The sequence below is a fragment of the Lysinibacillus sp. 1 U-2021 genome (assembly GCF_029916965.1).
In the GTDB taxonomy this organism is placed as follows: Bacteria; Bacillota; Bacilli; order Bacillales_A; family Planococcaceae; genus Lysinibacillus; species Lysinibacillus capsici.
Genome location: NZ_CP123966.1, coordinates 3,026,825 through 3,044,228, shown reverse-complemented (window position 1 = coordinate 3,044,228; position 17,404 = coordinate 3,026,825). Strand labels below are relative to the sequence as shown.

General features: G+C 37.6%; 19 protein-coding genes. 8 read left to right on the top strand and 11 right to left on the bottom strand.

Annotated features, from left to right (window positions below; genetic code table 11):
- Positions 1–300 precede the first annotated feature (300 nt).
- On the bottom strand, positions 301–1,146 hold the full coding sequence (locus QH639_RS15680; protein ID WP_066037309.1) for an MBL fold metallo-hydrolase: 846 nt from the start codon (positions 1,144–1,146) through the stop codon (positions 301–303).
- 98 nt (positions 1,147–1,244) lie between these two features.
- Entirely contained in the window at positions 1,245–1,382 is a 138-nt protein-coding gene (locus QH639_RS15675; protein ID WP_155483390.1) for a hypothetical protein, read from the bottom strand.
- A gap of 272 nt (positions 1,383–1,654) precedes the next feature.
- Here QH639_RS15675 and QH639_RS15670 point away from each other — a divergent pair, with 272 nt between their 5' ends.
- The 4 genes from QH639_RS15670 (at position 1,655) to QH639_RS15655 (ending at position 4,136) form a co-directional block, all read left to right on the top strand.
- Positions 1,655–2,164, top strand: coding sequence for a DUF3231 family protein (locus QH639_RS15670; RefSeq protein WP_237898099.1), 510 nt, complete (start codon positions 1,655–1,657; stop codon positions 2,162–2,164).
- Between the two features lie 29 nt (positions 2,165–2,193).
- On the top strand, positions 2,194–3,051 hold the full coding sequence (locus QH639_RS15665) for a manganese catalase family protein (RefSeq protein ID WP_048392622.1): 858 nt from the start codon (positions 2,194–2,196) through the stop codon (positions 3,049–3,051).
- 352 nt (positions 3,052–3,403) lie between these two features.
- Positions 3,404–3,520, top strand: a complete 117-nt coding sequence (locus tag QH639_RS15660; protein WP_004225198.1) for a YjcZ family sporulation protein — start codon at positions 3,404–3,406, stop codon at positions 3,518–3,520.
- A 217-nt stretch (positions 3,521–3,737) separates the two neighbouring features.
- Positions 3,738–4,136 (top strand): hypothetical protein, encoded by a 399-nt coding sequence (locus QH639_RS15655; RefSeq protein ID WP_131520099.1) that lies wholly within the window; start codon positions 3,738–3,740, stop codon positions 4,134–4,136.
- Positions 4,137–4,337: 201 nt separating this feature from the next.
- Here the strand turns inward: QH639_RS15655 and QH639_RS15650 are convergent, their stop codons facing one another.
- From QH639_RS15650 to QH639_RS15625, 6 genes are all read right to left on the bottom strand, one after another.
- Positions 4,338–4,538 (bottom strand): cold-shock protein, encoded by a 201-nt coding sequence (locus QH639_RS15650; RefSeq protein ID WP_004225195.1) that lies wholly within the window; start codon positions 4,536–4,538, stop codon positions 4,338–4,340.
- A gap of 370 nt (positions 4,539–4,908) precedes the next feature.
- Positions 4,909–5,784, bottom strand: a complete 876-nt coding sequence (locus tag QH639_RS15645) for a cation diffusion facilitator family transporter (RefSeq protein ID WP_131520098.1) — start codon at positions 5,782–5,784, stop codon at positions 4,909–4,911.
- Positions 5,785–6,126: 342 nt separating this feature from the next.
- A complete protein-coding gene (locus tag QH639_RS15640; RefSeq protein WP_237898100.1) occupies positions 6,127–6,882 on the bottom strand; it encodes an SDR family oxidoreductase in 756 nt (251 codons plus the stop codon).
- A 233-nt stretch (positions 6,883–7,115) separates the two neighbouring features.
- Complete coding sequence (locus tag QH639_RS15635) at positions 7,116–7,772, bottom strand: hypothetical protein (RefSeq protein ID WP_131520096.1); 657 nt, start codon at positions 7,770–7,772, stop codon at positions 7,116–7,118.
- Positions 7,773–7,818: 46 nt separating this feature from the next.
- Positions 7,819–8,292 carry a GNAT family N-acetyltransferase gene (locus tag QH639_RS15630; protein WP_131520095.1) on the bottom strand — a complete coding sequence of 158 codons (474 nt, stop codon included), beginning with the start codon at positions 8,290–8,292 and terminating at the stop codon, positions 7,819–7,821.
- Positions 8,293–8,562: 270 nt separating this feature from the next.
- Positions 8,563–10,038, bottom strand: coding sequence for a methyl-accepting chemotaxis protein (locus QH639_RS15625; RefSeq protein WP_131520094.1), 1,476 nt, complete (start codon positions 10,036–10,038; stop codon positions 8,563–8,565).
- A gap of 138 nt (positions 10,039–10,176) precedes the next feature.
- On the opposite strand from QH639_RS15625, the gene QH639_RS15620 reads away from it, so the two are divergent.
- Complete coding sequence (locus tag QH639_RS15620) at positions 10,177–11,139, top strand: MBL fold metallo-hydrolase (RefSeq protein WP_237898101.1); 963 nt, start codon at positions 10,177–10,179, stop codon at positions 11,137–11,139.
- A gap of 174 nt (positions 11,140–11,313) precedes the next feature.
- On the opposite strand, the gene QH639_RS15615 is transcribed toward QH639_RS15620, so the two are convergent.
- Complete coding sequence (locus tag QH639_RS15615) at positions 11,314–13,131, bottom strand: DNA ligase D (RefSeq protein WP_237898102.1); 1,818 nt, start codon at positions 13,129–13,131, stop codon at positions 11,314–11,316.
- 106 nt (positions 13,132–13,237) lie between these two features.
- Between QH639_RS15615 and ku the strand changes: the two genes are divergently transcribed.
- Complete coding sequence (gene ku / locus QH639_RS15610; RefSeq protein WP_004225181.1) at positions 13,238–14,059, top strand: non-homologous end joining protein Ku; 822 nt, start codon at positions 13,238–13,240, stop codon at positions 14,057–14,059.
- Between the two features lie 31 nt (positions 14,060–14,090).
- Here ku and QH639_RS15605 read toward each other — a convergent pair whose 3' ends face one another.
- On the bottom strand, positions 14,091–14,612 hold the full coding sequence (locus QH639_RS15605) for an AAA family ATPase (RefSeq protein WP_237898103.1): 522 nt from the start codon (positions 14,610–14,612) through the stop codon (positions 14,091–14,093).
- 139 nt (positions 14,613–14,751) lie between these two features.
- Here QH639_RS15605 and QH639_RS15600 point away from each other — a divergent pair, with 139 nt between their 5' ends.
- Positions 14,752–15,759: a serine hydrolase domain-containing protein gene (locus tag QH639_RS15600; protein ID WP_259419575.1), complete on the top strand. Its 1,008-nt coding sequence runs from the start codon at positions 14,752–14,754 to the stop codon at positions 15,757–15,759.
- A gap of 14 nt (positions 15,760–15,773) precedes the next feature.
- Here QH639_RS15600 and QH639_RS15595 read toward each other — a convergent pair whose 3' ends face one another.
- Entirely contained in the window at positions 15,774–16,304 is a 531-nt protein-coding gene (locus tag QH639_RS15595) for a dihydrofolate reductase family protein (protein WP_131520089.1), read from the bottom strand.
- Positions 16,305–16,405: 101 nt separating this feature from the next.
- Between QH639_RS15595 and QH639_RS15590 the strand changes: the two genes are divergently transcribed.
- The gene (locus tag QH639_RS15590; protein ID WP_259419576.1) at positions 16,406–17,359 is read left to right on the top strand and encodes a helix-turn-helix transcriptional regulator; all 954 of its coding nucleotides are present in this window, start codon (positions 16,406–16,408) and stop codon (positions 17,357–17,359) included.
- Positions 17,360–17,404: the final 45 nt, after the last annotated feature.

Here is a 17,404-nt window from a genome sequence, read left to right as displayed (position 1 = left end):
ATAAACATTATATACACAAATAAAAAATTTGTTCAACCACTTTTTTTAAAAAGGAAATTTTATACCATGAAACGATCTATGACATTCAAATACAAAGAAGGAGCCTGTTTTGATAGCTATTATCAAAACAGGCTCCTATTAACAACTTGCCATTCATTGTGTCTTGTCATTCAAATATGTTCATTCTACAGTTGCAATCTGATAATTTATGATATAATGAATCATCTGACTAAATTGGCAAGACAATGGCTGTAGCGTGTGACGACGCTGCGGCTTTTTCTTTGTTTTTTCCTTACGTGGTTAATTTAAATATTTACCCTGCTTGGGTAGTGCGATTTGTTCAAAATCATCGACAAGTTTTTTTAGGTTGCTTGTCAGTTCTTCGCCCTTCATTGGTAATCCGTGCCCTGTGATGGCAACTGAAGGTTTTAGTATTGCTAATTTTTCGATAGATGCTCGAGCAGCCAGCCAATCTGTTGTAAAATATTGAGGGGGACCACTGATTTCTTTTGTCTGCGTAATCACCTTATAAAGAGATTCTTGTTTGACCGTAACAAATGCATCCCCAGCAATAAGCACCTTATCCTTCTCACGGAATAAAGATATATGCCCTGGTGAATGGCCAGGCGTATGAATCCATCTGAAACCTGCCATAAATGGAACACTACCATCAGAAGGTAAAACTTTGAGGTTACCACCTAAATTTATAGCTTCATTTGGAAAAATAGGTGACATTTTAGCAACCAAGCCGTTATTTACCGTTGGATCAGGCTCGGGATAATTTTGTTTTCCAGATAAAAAGGGTATTTCCAATGTATGCGCATAGACAGGAACATCCCACCGCTCTATTAATTCTATGAGTCCTCCGACATGATCAAAATGACCGTGAGTCAGTATGATTGCCTTCGGTCGAGACTTAGAACCATAACGTTCTTCAACAACTGAAATGATCTCATCCGCACTTTTGGGCATCCCCGCATCTATTAGCACAAAATCTTTCATCTGCGGTTCACCATAAAGTACAATATTTACAATTTGAATCGTGTATTGATATAAATCAGGTAATATGTCTATACCTACACCGCTTCCAACAGAAGTTGCTGGGATAAATTTATAATCGTCCCCGTAATTCAAATTCTTGTCCATTTTAAATCATCTTCTTTCAATTAAGTCATTGGAGGTTCAAGCATTAACTATATGAAAATGCCACAACTATTGATGATGGCATACGCATACTTACCTTCTTACTTCTTTTCTTTTTTATTGAAGGGCTGTTCTTTCTGTTGCTCTTGTTCCTCTTTTACTGCTTCTAATTCTTCAGGATTAAATTCCATTGCTATTTCTTCTTGCTCTACTTCATTCTTTTGCTTTTCTTTTGTCAAAACACTCACCTCCAATATGCTTTAAAGTGGCCTTCCTAAAGAAAATCTATACTTTTCACTTTTTCAAAGCTACATTAAACGTATAACTAAACAGAAAACACCCATTCTATAAGTGCGTAGTGTTTCACTACTTAAAGAGCTGCAGAGATTTCTTTCTCTGTGGCTTCTTTTAATTTTTACATTAATAATTTTATTAAAAGTGAATTTTACTTATTTTTTCAGCCATACTAACATGGCTTTAATGGCGAAAAATAAGAAAAGGATGTGTACAGATGGGTATTCTTGGTGGAAATCCAAAAGATGAACCGTTGCATTATGGTGAGGTATTTAGTGTTTGGTCGGGTTTAATTGCAGACTATGGCATGATTTCTGGCTATCAAACGTTTTATAATCATGCTGGTGATGAAGATCTTAAAAAAATTATTGAAGATATCATCGAAACATGCAGGGAAGAAGTAAAGCAATTAGAAAAAATTCTAAAAACAAACGGGATCGCACTACCTCCTGCATCACCTGAGAGACCTGTAGCAAGACTGGAAGATATTCCTCCAGGTGCAAAGTTTAATGATCCAGAAATAAGCGCTGCCCTTACTGCTGACGTTGCAGCTGGATTAGTTGCATGTAGTCAGGCAATGGGTACTTCTACTCGTGAAGACATCGCATTAATGTATGGGCAATTCCATATGGCTAAAGCTCAGCTTGGCGCAAAACTTTTACGTTTAAACAAAAATAAAGGCTGGCTTGTACCACCACCATTACATGTTAATTATCCTGAAAAATAAAGACTATTCCCCCGAATTGAGGAAAGTAAATGTATTATTATAAAGAAGAATTGATAAACATTATTAAACCTGACAAACCAGATCCTCAAGCAGCACGAGTAATGCAAGAAATACTTGGTGGTCATTATGGTGAAATGAGAACCATGATGCAGTACTTTTTTCAAAGCTCTAATTTTAGAGGCAAAGAAACCCAATATCGTGATTTATTACGTGGCGTTTTCTTAGAAGAAATTGCACACGTTGAACTTGTACAAAATACAATCAACCAATTACTAAATGATTCTGGGGAATCCTCTGCTCCTGGAAATAACGGCATGGACCAAGCACCTTTAGATGAGGCAGTTAAACATGCCAATCCACACCATTATATTGTGGGTGCACAATCATCTTTGCCTGTAGATGCAGCAGGTAATCCCTGGAATGGTTCGTGGGTTTATGCACATGGAAACCTTATTGCAGATTTATTGGATAATTTAGTACTGGAGTCAACGGGTGTACTTCAAAAGACACGTATATATGAGATGAGTTCTAATCAGACATTTAGAGAAACACTTGCTTTTCTAATTGTTCGTGACAATGCTCATCAAAATGCATTTGCCAAAGCATTAGAAACTTTAGGGGTAGATTGGGGAAAATTATTCCCTGTACCGAACTACGATATCAACAAATACCCAGAGTGTAGAAAGTTTGTTGAAATGGGTTATCACAATGCTCAATTTAACTTTAGATTAGATCCAACTCGTATCGGGGAAATCTTTCAAGGACAAACTCCAAGTAGAAATGGTGGAGAATTAAATGTGACCCCTCCACCAGAAGGATTCCCAGTACCTGTTATGCCAGAGATGCCAAATGAACACAGTCCTGGCCTGAAGGATATGAATAACTAAAATACTTTTAGCTGTAGCGTTTGTCGACGCTGCGGCTTTTTGAATGTATAAATCCCTATATTTACACAAACTATTAATAAGTGTATCGCACAAACTTTCATAGGCTGTGGCGTTGTCATAGTCTTATTTTTATTTTAAAGGCAATAAACTATGCACAATGAGTTAACTTTTCATATAAATAGTAGTGTTAAGCTAATCTAGTTTAACATGTACCTCCCGAATTGTTACTTAGGGTCACTTTCAGCCGAGTGACCCTTAAATATTTATATAAACTTCGTTTTAAAGGAGATTATTTTGCCTGAAGCTTTCTATACTTTACATATTCTAGATTTTCGAAAGGAGGGACTTTCATATGGGATATGAAGTTTACGGTTCAAACTATGGCAAGCATGATAATTTATCATTCGCTCTAATTGTTGTCCTCTTTATTCTTTTAATTATTGCTGGCGCTACTTTCTTATATCATTAATAATTACCTTCTATTATCCTCAAATATTCATGCTATGATCAAAGGGTCGTCTTCCACCCTGGTGACCCTTTTTTACTACTTACTTTGTAGCATAGAAGAATATATGTAGAAGCTTGCATATGTAAAGTTTGTAGCTTACATAGTGTACTAATCTAACAAGCAGTTCATAGAATATATCAAGCATAATTTTGGCTAAAAATAACGAAGGAGAATGTCTATGAGCATTGATTTTATTACACTTGCCCCAACAGTCATGCAGGTGTTTAAAGCTGGAGATGCAAATCCCAAAAAAGTAAAGCGCATTGTTTATGGACAAGCTAGCTCAGATGCAAATGGAATAGCAACATTCTACTTTACAGACAATGCATTAGTGAATGGCAGTCCTCTCTTATCTACTCTTGACTATGCAGTGGCAAGTGTATACTCGACAAATTCAACAATAAACTTAAGACCGAGGGTTCAAATGAGAGAGAAGAATATTAGTGGAAAATATGTCTCTGCTAATATTACAAATATTAGTGGTGTGACAGTATTAGGAATTAATGTATTAGGATCGGAAAATCCAGTAAGTGGCGTGATTGTAGATTTTATGATTTTAGGTAGTTTTGATTTGTAAACAGATCATACTGAACAAACTCCCTCGTGTTGCTTTTACATTCTTCTTGGTAAAACCTCTTATCCTCACTTCTTTCATCGAGAATAAGCAAGTAACAAATGTATTTTGATATGTAATGAGAAAAAATAAAGACAAAGTCGAAAAAATCGACTTTGTCTACTGAAACCACTCTATTTAAGAATGTTTTTCTTCATTTAAAAATTAAAGTTTAACGATGTTAGCAGCTTGTGGTCCACGTTGACCTTCTTCAACTGTGAATTCAACTTTTTGACCTTCTTCAAGTGATTTGAAACCTTCACCTTGGATAGCTGAGAAGTGAGCGAATACGTCTTGTCCGCCTTCTACTTCGATGAAACCGAAACCTTTTTCTGCGTTAAACCATTTTACTGTACCTTGTGTCATTTAAATGACCTCCAATAATGTTATTAAATAAAATCATACTACTTCCAAAGAAAAAAATTCACATATTACAAAAAGTAACTAACAAAACACGATTACTCTTTGTAATATGTGAATTTATTATTTCTTTAAGAAAGATTCTATTACATACAGTATATGATAAAAAATCGTATTAGTCCAGTGTAAAGTGAATTTTTTTATCAATGAAGGCTAAAACCTGCACGTACCACCATTTTTAAAGGTTAAAATTAGTCATTTCACCGCCATTAAGTAGCTAGAGACAATTGTTTTTGTATTTCAATAGCGACATTCCTTACCTCATTAATCCATATAGTTTTTGAAGCTGAATATTACATTTAAGGACTTAATTGCCCTATGCATCCTTAGGCTCCACATGGACATGCACTTCGTAAACCCCTTGCTCTTCCACCATATTTTTCTCAACAACCGAAGCAACATCATGTGCTTTCGTGATATTTAACTTTGCATCTACAAGTATAACGACATCAATTACCTCATTATTCCCATAATTTCTTCCTCTGATTTCTTTCAATCCTTTAACGCCATCTATTTTTAAAATAATCTCTTTGTATGTTTGCAGAATTTTCTCATCAAATCCATCTGATAGTTCATGAGAAGCTTCCTTAAAAATCTCCCAAGCTGTTTTACAAATAATGAAACCTACCACAATTGCAGTTATCGTATCTAACCAAGGCATATGTAGTTGTGACCCTAAAATTCCTACAGCGGTTCCAATACTTACCCAAGCGTCTGACAAGTTATCTTTAGCTGCAGCCATAATGGCCTTACTATTGATTTTTCCAGCCAATTGTTTGTTGAAACGATAGACAAAATACATCACCAATGCTGATCCTACCCCTACATAGGCTGCGACCATATCCGGCGATTCTTTACCGCCTTGAAAAATGGAAGAAAAACCACCGACCAATACTTGAATACCAACGGCCATCATAATAAATGATGCGACCATCGATGCAATGGTTTCACTTTTCCAATGACCATAGCGATGATCATGATCTGCTGGTTTTTGTGAAAGCTTTAGTCCAATAAGTACTGCAATAGAGGCAATAATATCTGTCGTATTATTCAACCCATCCGCTTTTAAAGCTTCTGAACCACTCATATAACCAATGCCAACTTTTATGATAGATAAAATTATATAGGCAATAATACTGATAATGGCACCACGTTCACCTAATTTAAGATTATTATATCTTTCTGCTTCCAATTTACTTACCTCCCACTTACGTACCTTATCATCATAACAACCCAATATCGAGTGGGTCTACAGCAACCTTTTTGCCTTACTATACATAAGTAGGCGGAAGATAAAAGTGTTGATGTGGGGAAAAAATAAAGCCCTTAGGAAGAAACGCTGTCACTGGTTCAAAGCCTAGAAATTATTATACTAATCGAATAAAATAGTAGTGTATCTGTTCTTTAAGATTTTTTCCTCCAACGAACACACCTAACAAACCTTGGTCATTTCCAATTTCGGGAATGACCCTTTTTTAGGTACTTATAAGCACGTAGAAAAACCTTGCCACAACTGTAGCAAGGCTTAGAAGAATTATCCTCGTAGAAACCCGCCCTCTGAGTGGATTATTTGTCCAGTTATCCATGTAGCCTCCTCGCTAGCAAGAAAGCTAATCACCTTGGCCACATCCACTGGTGTCCCAATCCGCCCCATTGGAAATTTAGGTAATAGATAGCTTCTAATCTCATCATTCATCCATGTAGAATCTGTTGGCCCTGGATTGACAGCATTGACGGTAATACCCAGCGGTGCTAGCTCCTGTGCTAATGATCTAGTAAAGGCTGAAATTGCCCCTTTCGTTGCCACATAGGCTAGCTCTCCCATCATAGGACCTAAATCTTGACCAGATGTCATATTAATGATTCTTCCTGAATTTAAATTAGCTTTTTCAAAAAGACGTGCAAATTCCACACAAAGTAGTAAGGTTGATCTCATATTCACCGCGTAATGCTCGTCTAATGTTTGAGCATCTAACGCTAGATAACCATCTTGTGCTGAATGGGCAGCATTATTCACTAAAATGGAAGGTACACCTAGTTTTTCGAAAACCGTTTGGAGTATCCTTTTTGGAGCTTGAGAATCTGATAAATCAATTGACATTTCTTCACATGAAACACCCATACTCAAAATTTCCTGTTTGAATTCTCCTATCCACTTACGATCAGCATGCCAGTGTGTGAAAAAAACATTGACACCGTCCGTAGCCATTCTTCTACAAATAGCTGTTCCAATATCTTGAGGGTGGCTTGCACCCGTAATGATTGCTATTTTACGTGTTGTTTTATTCATTTCTTTTTACCCCTATGCTTTTTGATGGTTATTGAGATTATGAATAAAAAAAGAGCATTACCATCATGGTCTGCTCCGTTTTTAGAAATACAAAACCCTTACACTGCACATCCTTTGAAAATGACCACCATACCTAGACATACACCCTAAGCTACAGAAATTGTCACATGTAGAGTATGTATTCCCCTCTTCATTTAACTGAATTCATACCAAACAAAATTCGTGATAATTTTCTAATCTAAAATTATAATCTTATTTTGAACATCAATAGAAAAGTTTTCTACATCAAATTGATGCTGCTTTATCATATCTTCCGCTAACTGTTGAGCCTTCTTTTTAGCCTTGTGATTTTTTTCTTCTGTTAAATTAATGCTTACTTGAATTCCTTCAGACGTCATACTATGGTCAATGCTGAAAGTCCCGAAATCTTGGGCAAACATCTTCTCAAATAGATTGGCCATGACATCATTATAACTGAGCCGAGTTGAGATCGCTTCTGCTGGCTCATAGAGTTGCTTTAACGTTATTTGAAAAGAGATGGGGTTTAATTCATTAGCTTTGATAACGTCCAGCATTGTTTCCTCTATGTGTTGCTTTGTCTTGTGATCGACCTTGTCGGGTAATGACACAAGGAGCTCTATTTTTCCATTAGGTGAAATTCCGTAATCTAACAGAAAGCTATAGGATTCTTTGCGCAATGTATAAGAAATCTCACTAATTAAAAATTGATATTGCTGAATATAACGCAATAATTCATCATTACTAGGCTGTGACATAGAAACATTGGTTTTTTCAGCATATTGAATAGGTGCATTTGCCAAAAAGAAAAATGCACCACAAACAATGCTTAAAAGTAGAAACCATAACGTAAACAACCTTTTAATAAACATGTATAGCCCCCTTATTCGGGACTATATGCCAACTATCGAAAGTAAATTACGGTAGAATTTTATAAAACAACACACGATCTTGATTTTCACCACCATAATTACTATGAATGGACATATTATCTATCACCTTGTCACCTTTTTCCATTCTAAAACCCAGATTCGTATGGAAGGCGATGGATACTTCATTAATAGGCGACGTGACACATTTCACAATATTTCGATGGTATTGCTTCACCACATGAAAGAATACATCATATAATCTTTTTGCAATATTCTGTTTTCTATAATCAGGATGGACCCCAACAAAATGGATGAACGCTTCATTTGTTTTAGACTGCGATAAAAAGCCAATGAGGAAGCCGATAATCTCGCCATCCTTCTCCATAATTAGGCTTGTATTTGTAAAGTGATCAAAAAATAATTTAGGCAGCTTATCTGACATATTCCTACCACCCCACCACTCATTAATCAATGGAGATAAAGTATAGTAATCTGAACTCTGTACACTACGAATGTTCATGGAATCCCTCCTCCTTTTCAAGTCATACAACAGATTTATGGTCTGAATGTATCTACAGCTATTATATAAATGGTGACAATCACCATAGCATACCCCACTAAAAATGCATATTAAGTTATTGTGCTGAGGCTCATACAAACTCAAAAACAATCACCATAACCAGATATGGATAAAACAATGTAAATGAATACTATCTTTATACCCTCCATCTAGGAAGGTTAATCCTACTCTTATTTTACCCTACCATTTATTTCAATATCAATGGTTCTATTATACCTTTGCCATCACTAATGCCTTTAACGTGTTACTTAAAGCCTGAATGTGGTTCGTGGTGTCTGTCATGCTTACGAGAAGCTGATTTTCATCCTCCACTGAATGTAGAATAGCACCAGTAGAAGCTGCATTTTGCTCCGTCATGTGATTCAGTTTTTCAATTTGCATTTGGATTACCTCAAATTGTGAGATGGCACTACTTAATTCCTGCATCCCTCTTGTTAAATCTGTATTCGTTTCTGTAAAAGAATCCTTTAAATTATTAAAGAAATGACTGACATCCTGTAAAAGCTGTTCACCATGCTGGAGTGCCTTTTCACCGTCATCAGAACGTTGATGAGCCTCTGTTGATTTTTCAAACAAGGTTTTTGTCACATTGGTAATGCTGACAGTAATTGCAGCGCTTTCCTCTGCTAGCTTACGCACCTCATCTGCTACAATGGCAAATCCCTTTCCATGTTCCCCCGCTCTAGCTGCTTCTATCGCGGCATTTAAGGCCAATAAATTAGTCTGTTCTGCAATATGGGTAATCCCCTTTAATAGACTATCCACCGTTTGTAGGCTGTATTGAAGCTCTTTGACAGTTTCCACTGTTGAGCCCATCGCATAACTCATGACGCTCATTTGAGTCATGGCATCCTGCATTTTATCCCATCCTGCTAATACTTCTTGTTGTAGCTCAGTAGATTTAGCGACCGTATCCTTCGAAATCGTCAATGTTTTATTGACAAAATGAACCGAGTCGCCCATTGTGCCGTGAATCATTTGCAAACTGGATGCCTCCTGCTGAATACTTGCAGAAATATCCTCTGTCGCTACTAAAATTTGCTTACTAGAGCCAGAAATCCTTTGCATTGTTTGTTGGAATTGCGTGACATGCTTGTCCAATGCCTGACTGCTCTTTTCAATTTCCTGAAATGTATTTTGTAGTTGATTGAAGGATGCACGCACTTCATTTTGCTGGATTTCTGCATGTTGAATCAGTTCATTCCCCCATTTTGCCAGCAAATAAAAAGCAATAATGACCCCATTCATAATTGCCAGAAGTGTCACAAAGACAATGGTATCATCAAATGGGCCTAACAATGATGACGAGTTGACCATATATAAAATGAAAAAACTAAAATTGGTTAGAATCCCAAAGAAAACAATCAATTCTTTTTTAAAATACAGGGCAATAATGGCCACTGTGCACAGTAAAATATAATGTTTATTTAATGAGAAGCTATCAAGCAAAAATAAGGTAAACACAACACTTGATGGAATGAGGCCAAAAATAAAGCCTTTGACATACGTTTTTATAGGTAAAAAATAATTACATACCGCTAACGCAATGACAGCTAGCCCGATCAATAAAAAATGGATGCCCTTTGATAGAATCATAGGTCCGCATATTAGAATGGCCAAAATTGAGATAATAGCCAAATTGACACGATGAACTTTTCGTGTATCATAACGAAGTTTATGCTCCATTACTATCCCCCTTAAAAAATGAATAGACATTCAGTTAAATTTTCTATTATTATATAGTATAACAACTACTTTTTGTAGCTAAATATTGCATTTATAAGCAGAAATAGCTTATTTTTGAAATAAAAGGGGGAAATTGAATTGACTAGCGTCCAACAAATTGCACCAAATTTCTACTGTATCGATACACATGATTTAGGTCGAGAGCAGCGAACAAGCTCCTATCTATTAATCGATGAAAAGATTGCTCTCATCGAAACTTCGGCCAGTCCATCCGTACCTTATATTATGGAAGGGTTACAGAAATTAAATATTGCAGTAGAGGATATAGACTATGTCATCGTGACACATATTCATTTAGACCATGCAGGCGGAGCAGGGTTATTTTTGCAAAGCTGTCCCAATGCTAAATTAGTGGTTCATCCACGAGGCGCAGCCCACATGATTGATCCAAGTCGTCTTATCCGCAGTGCTAAAGGAGTTTATGGCGCTGAATTTGACCGCCTTTTTGATCCAATTGTGCCCATTGACGCTGCAAAAATTATAGAAGTTCATCACGAACAGCGTTTACAATTAGGTCAACATCAATTAACGTTTTATCATACTGAGGGACATGCTAAGCATCATGTTTCAATGCTTTATTCCGCTACAAACGGCTTGTTTGTAGGAGATACCACAGGTGTTCGCTATCCCGAAATGGATGAGGAAGCAATTGATTTAATCATTCCGTCCACCTCTCCAAATCAATACAACCCTGAAACAATGGAACAATCCTTAAAATTGTACGAAAAGCTACAAGCAAGTGAATTATACTTCGGTCACTATGGGGCTTATAAAAATCCAGCTGAAGCCTATCGTCAGGTGCGCTATTGGACACCGCTCTTTTTAGAAGAAGGTAGAAAAGCGCAAGCAGCATCCAGCCAGTTCCAAGAACAAGTTCACTACTTAGATGCTCGCTTAAAGGAACTTTTATTCAACTATCTACAGGAAAACGACATTCCGTCCGATCATCCTGTCTATCAAACCATCCCATTCGATACCATTGTGTCCGCAATGGGCATACTGGATTACCTCGAAAAAGTAAATGCACAGGTTCCACTATAACGGCAAAAAGAGGTGTTCCCAATGACATTGGGAACACCTCTTTTTTAGAAGCGCTTGCAGTATTGGTCAAAGCGATCTTTTTTGTAAACCTGAGTTTTATCAGGTAAACCCTGCTCGTTTTACATCGCACAGCGCTCATGCCCTGTCAGAGCTTCCCTATCCCCATAAGTGTCCTCATGCCTTTAATTGATCTAGAACTGCTTGAAAATTTTGTTGCTCCCCTACTTCACGAAATAATTGAAAGGGATTGCTCATTTTTTTCATGCGCGCCATGACAAAGGGAATCGTAAAAAGTGTTGGTGTTAGGTTTTCATTGACCTCCTCCCATAGAAGCGGTGTTGCTACTAAACCCATTTCATTGCCCCGAGTAGAATACGGGGCAATGATAGTCTTGCCCTCTGCATGCTGGACATAATCTAAATATAATTTTTCATGACGATTCTTCTTTAAACGCTCAATTGTATATAAATTTGGCTTTTGCTCACATAAAAAGCGACAAACAAACTCTGTAAAAATACGTACCTCTTCATAAGTAAATGTATTTGCGGGTAAAGGAATATACAGCTGTAAACCTTTTCCACCTGATGTTTTGACGAAGGATTGGAGCTGAAAATAATCAATAATGTTCTTTAAATCAAGTGCGCCTGAAACGGCTAATGAAAAATCTTGTACTGAGGGAGGATCTAAGTCGAAAACGATTTCTGTCGGGTACGGAGAATGATGTGTTTGAAATGGAATGTGGAACTCTAATGCCAGCTGATTTCCAAGCCACAATAACGTTTCCAAGTTATTACATACGATATAATCAATATCATCCATCACAGCTGTTGCCACAAAATCAGGCATTTTTTCTGGTCTACTTTTTTGATAAAAACTTTCACCTGGAACACCATGTGGATAGCGTATTAGCGTTAGAGGGCGATCCTTTAGAAAAGGCATTAAATAGGGCGAAATATTTTGCAAATAGAACAAGTATTGATCCTTTGTAATACCCATATTCGGCCATACAGGCTTGTCTGGATGTGTGATAGCAACTGAATCAGGGATAGGATACAGTTGACGTTGCATGTGCAGCCAATGACATTGCTCAGGTGCTATCTCTAATCGAAAGGCATGAAATCTAGGTTCCCGAAGCTTACTACCATCAAAATCAATACAGGCAATATCAACACAAATCGAAGGCTCAAGTGCCCATAGCTCCTTTTTACGCAGTCCATTAGTCTGAAAGAATTTGACAAGTGTTTGATGCTCTTCCTCTGTCATCCCATGCTTAAACGTAACGACTTCTCGTAATTCATTGTCCTCAAAAACTGCACCATGAAAATAACTATTGCTATGGTCATATTGTGTGACAATGACTGTGACATAACGCCAATTTTTTATCTTTAACCAATGATTTGATCGTATGTTTTCAAGCCATTTACTTGTTTTCTTCTTAGCAACAATGCCTTCCCCATTGTAAAGCTTGATGGACTGCCATATGCTCTCATGCTCCTCACTACCATGTATGACTTGGATAGGCGTTGGATTCTCATAGTTTACGCTTGGCCATTTGAACTTCGTCGCAAGCTTGACCAATTGCTCCTTTCGCGTTTTTAAATAGTGGTTTTGGAGAGATTCTCCTTTAAGGGTTAAAACATCAAATGCTAGATAGTGAAAAGGACATGAATGAGCATGTTCCTGAATCACGTCTTGATTTTGCATTCTCCCCCTCTTCTGAACAACGGCAAAATCACTTTTATAATGATTGCGTAAATAAACTAACTCCCCATCCAAGGTTAGGGGTAAAAAGGTTTGGATGGATGTATATATTTGCTGACAAAAAGCTAAAATTTCGGGAAACAGGTGATTTAAATGTCGCCCATTTCTACTAATGAGCTTCGGCTCCTCATCCCAAACTAATAAGCAGCGAAAACCATCATATTTTGTTTCAAATAGCCATTCATCTCCACTAGGAATATCGTTTGTTTCCGATAAAAGCATTGGTTTCATTTCACAATACCTACTTTGCTTTTTATATTCAGTGTTTGAAGATTTCATTTTAAGATACATAAAAAACCTCAAAATACATCATAGTAAGAAAAACGAGGTGACAACAATGCATACAGTGTGGAAAGGCAGTATTTCCTTTGGACTTGTTAATATTCCTGTGAAACTACATGCTGCAACTGAAAATAAAGATGTCAAATTGCGTCAGCTTCACAAAGACTGCCATACGCCGATTAGTTATAAAAAGGTTTGTGAGGGCTGTAACCAAGAGGTAACAGATGAGGATATCGTGAAGGCTTATGAATATGCCAAAAATAAATTTGTTGTGTTGGATCAAGAAGATTTAGAAAACTTGCGTAAGGAAAATGAAGATAAGGCTGTGGAAATTATTGATTTTGTGCAATTAACTGAAATCGATCCAATCTATTTTGAACGCACCTATTTTTTATCACCCGATTCGACGGGAGCCAAAGCCTATTCATTGTTACGAAAAACATTAGAACAATCAGGGAAAATAGGCATTGCCAAAATCGTTATCCGCTCTAAAGAGCAACTTGCCATTGTGCGTGTTTATCAAAATGCCCTTGTGATGGAAACAATTCACTATCCAGATGAGGTAAGGAGCATTGGCGATGTCCCTAATATTCCAAGCGAACAGGATGTAGTACAAAAGGAGCTCGATACAGCCCTCATGTTAGTGGAACAACTAACAACTACATTCAACCCTGAAAAATATACAGATGATTACCGCAATGCTTTATTAGAACTAATTGAAGAAAAGAAAGCTACAAATACGATATCTACAAGCGATAAACAACGTCCAATTCCTGAAAATGTCACGGATTTAATGACAGCTCTACAGGCCTCTTTAGAAAAAACAAAAAAGCCCGCTACAAGAAAACGGACTACACGTACAAAGAAAAATGCCTAAGAACAAGCGTATCCTGACATCGGGATACGCTTTAGAATTGTCGAAAATAGGAATCTAAATCCTTATTGCGCTGAATCATTAAAAGTTTAGCCAATACAGCATGTTGCTGTTTAAAGAATTTAGGCTTTCCTACCCTTTCAAAGCGTTTATTCCAACGAAACATTTTAAAAAAGATCGAAAAAGTAGGTTGATAGTGAGCTTTTTCGAAGCCCATTTTTTGTTTTATAAATCTTTTTATTATACGAAAGACTCGAATTTTATAAGGCGTATCGAGAAAGATAATGCAATCAGCTTGCTGGAAGCTATCAACAACCCACTCCTCCTGATGGATCCCCTCTATAATCCAACTGTTCGTTTGGAGAATGGTTTGTAAGTGCTCCTTTTTTTCTTCATCTGTTCTTAGAATATCCCCTGATTCCTTTCGCATCCATGCCACATTATCAAGCTCATAATAAGGAATCTGCAAGGTTTTAGATAACTTCCTCGCCAATGTCGTTTTCCCACTGCCAACGGACCCAATGATATGTATTTTTTGTGGAAACGCTTTTGTCACAGAACCCCTCCATTGTATGTACCTTTGTAGAAATAATTCCTTTATTATACAATAGATTTCAACTTACATAACGATAGTTTCCCAAGAACATTCGTTCCTACTTATGGTATGATGAAGGAAAACTAGGAGATCTTTATTCATGACAATACATGAGCAAATGTCGCAACAACAAATAGCTGGCCTCAGCATTGCCTATATAAAGGATGGTGAGCTTCAGAAAGCAGTGTGCTTTGGTCTATTAGAGGTCGGGAAAACTAACAGAATCAATACCCAAACCATCTTCAATGCCTGTTCAATTAGTAAACTAGTTACAAGCATTTTAGTGATGAAGCTGGTCGAGCAAGGTATAGTAGATTTAGATGAGGATATTAATCAAAAGCTCACATCTTGGAAGATGCCAGATCATAGCTACACTCAGGGAAAAAAAGTAACATTACGACATTTGTTAAGTCATCAGGCCGGAATTATTGACCCTAAAGGCAGCTTCTCTCCCTTACATTCACGATGGCAGAGGCCTTCGATGGTCGACTTATTAAAAGGTACAACTCCTTATTGTTCCATTCCAATCGATAGTACTTTTGAGGCCGGACAAGAATTTCACTATTCAGATGCTGGCTTTTGCATTGTTCAATTGCTGATTGAGGATACAATAGGCTCAAGTTTTTCAACACTTATGACAGACGTGATTTTCCGACCACTAGCCATGACAAATAGCTTTTTTTCTTCCGCAGTCCCAACTGCCAATACAGCAAGTGGTCATCAGAAAGATGGCACCCTAACAGCACAAAGATACCCTATTTACCCGTATGATGCAGCTTGTGGATTATGGACAACACCGTCAGATCTAGCAAAATTATTACAAGAGGTAATGCAGGCCTTAAAGGGAAAGGGTACACTTGGTTTAGCTTCAATCCATGAGCTAATTCGTCCTCAGGGCTGTAAAGAATGGATGGGCCTTGGTGTATTTCTTGATGGTGCTGGTGAGCAGCTTGAAATATCCTCGCTTGGCTGGGGCGTTGGCTATCAATGTATGCTAGTGGCCTACCCCCACCTAGACAAAGGCTTTGTTGCCATGACTAACACCGATACAGGCGTTCATCAAATGCAAGGTCTCTTAGGAGAAATCTATCGTTCCTTTATCAAATAAAGAAGAGGCTTGATTTAAGCCTCTTTCCTTACCTCATAATGTAGTTGTACCATTTGACCATATCGTTTTGTTTCCAATAGCCTTAAGTTTTCGAATGGACGGGGAGATTTAAACAAGGGTATCCCTGAGCCCAGTAAATGGGGTGTAATCGTAATAATCCATTCGTCAATTAGCCGCTCCTGTAAAAAAGCATCTAGAAGGTTCCCTCCCCCTACCATCCAAATCTTTGTGCCTTCTTGCTCTTTTAAACGTTGAGTAAATGTGATGACATCCTCTTGGATAAACGTCACATGCTCATTTTCCCCAGTTTGAGTTGTTGAGAACACATAGCATTTTTTATCAGGATAAGGGAACGGTTTAAGATGTTCTAGGATATAATCATATGTCCGTTTTCCCATAATGACGGTATCAATGGTTTGATACATATCAGCGTAGCCATTATCACCCTCTCCCTCTGTTTCCTCTAGCCACTGTAGATCATCATTTTCCTTGGCAATAAATCCATCTAAACTCCCTGCAATAAATACCAGTATTTCCCGTGACATTACGTCAGCTCCTCTTCTTTTGAAAATCTCTTGTACAATCTCTATACTAAATATAAAACATGACAACTATTGGCATGATTAAATAAAAAGGTGAACAAAATATGACCAAAGCTAAACGATTAATTGATATTTTGCTATTCGTCAGTGTGAAAAAGAAATTTACAGCGCAGGAAATTGCCGACACCTTCCATATTTCCGTGCGAACGGTGCATCGTTACCTTTTGGATTTAAGTGATATGGGGCTACCCATTTACGCGGAACAAGGAAGACATGGGGGCTATACGGTGCTATCCAATGCTATTCTCCCCCCGATATTATTTACTGAGGAAGAGGCGGTCGCCATCTTCTTTGCATTCCAGTCTTTGCACTATTATCGTGATTTACCCTTTAATACTGAAATGAAGTCTGTCTCTCAAAAGCTGTATGAATCCTTACAGAAGGAAGCCAAGAAAAAGGTGGATACGCTGCAATCCTATATTGCCTTTTGGAACCCTAAAAGAGCCATTACAACACCACTCCTAACGGACGTTTTAGAGGCTATCATCAACCAATCACAATTGCATATCCAGTATGAATCGAAGTCTGGTATCACCTCTAAGCATATCCAGCCTATTGGCGTGTACGCTCATGATGGCTTATGGTATATGCCTGCGCTACTGCTATCAAATGAAAGAATATTACTCTTCCGTGTAGATCGAATTAAAGGGATAAAAATTAGTGAAGCAAACCATAAAACGACGATGAATTTGCAGCAATGGCTTGAAACTGACTATGAGCCTCAGCAGCCTATTCGGTTATATGTAGAATTATCAAGCGAGGGCATTCGTCAATGTTTAAGTGAGCCCCATCTTGAAAAAGCGGTTGTTCGACATAGTGATGGAACAGGCTATATCGATACGATTATCGATCAACATGAGCTCCACTTTAATAGCTCCCTATTCTTTCGCCTTGGTCAACATGCAATTGTCAAAGAACCATACGCACTAATTCAGCTTATACGTCAGCATGCATATGAGCTATTAGCGATTTACCCTGAGCCAATAGAGCCTCTATAAGATGACAATTTTGTTAGATTCACGTAACATTCATCGTTACTACTT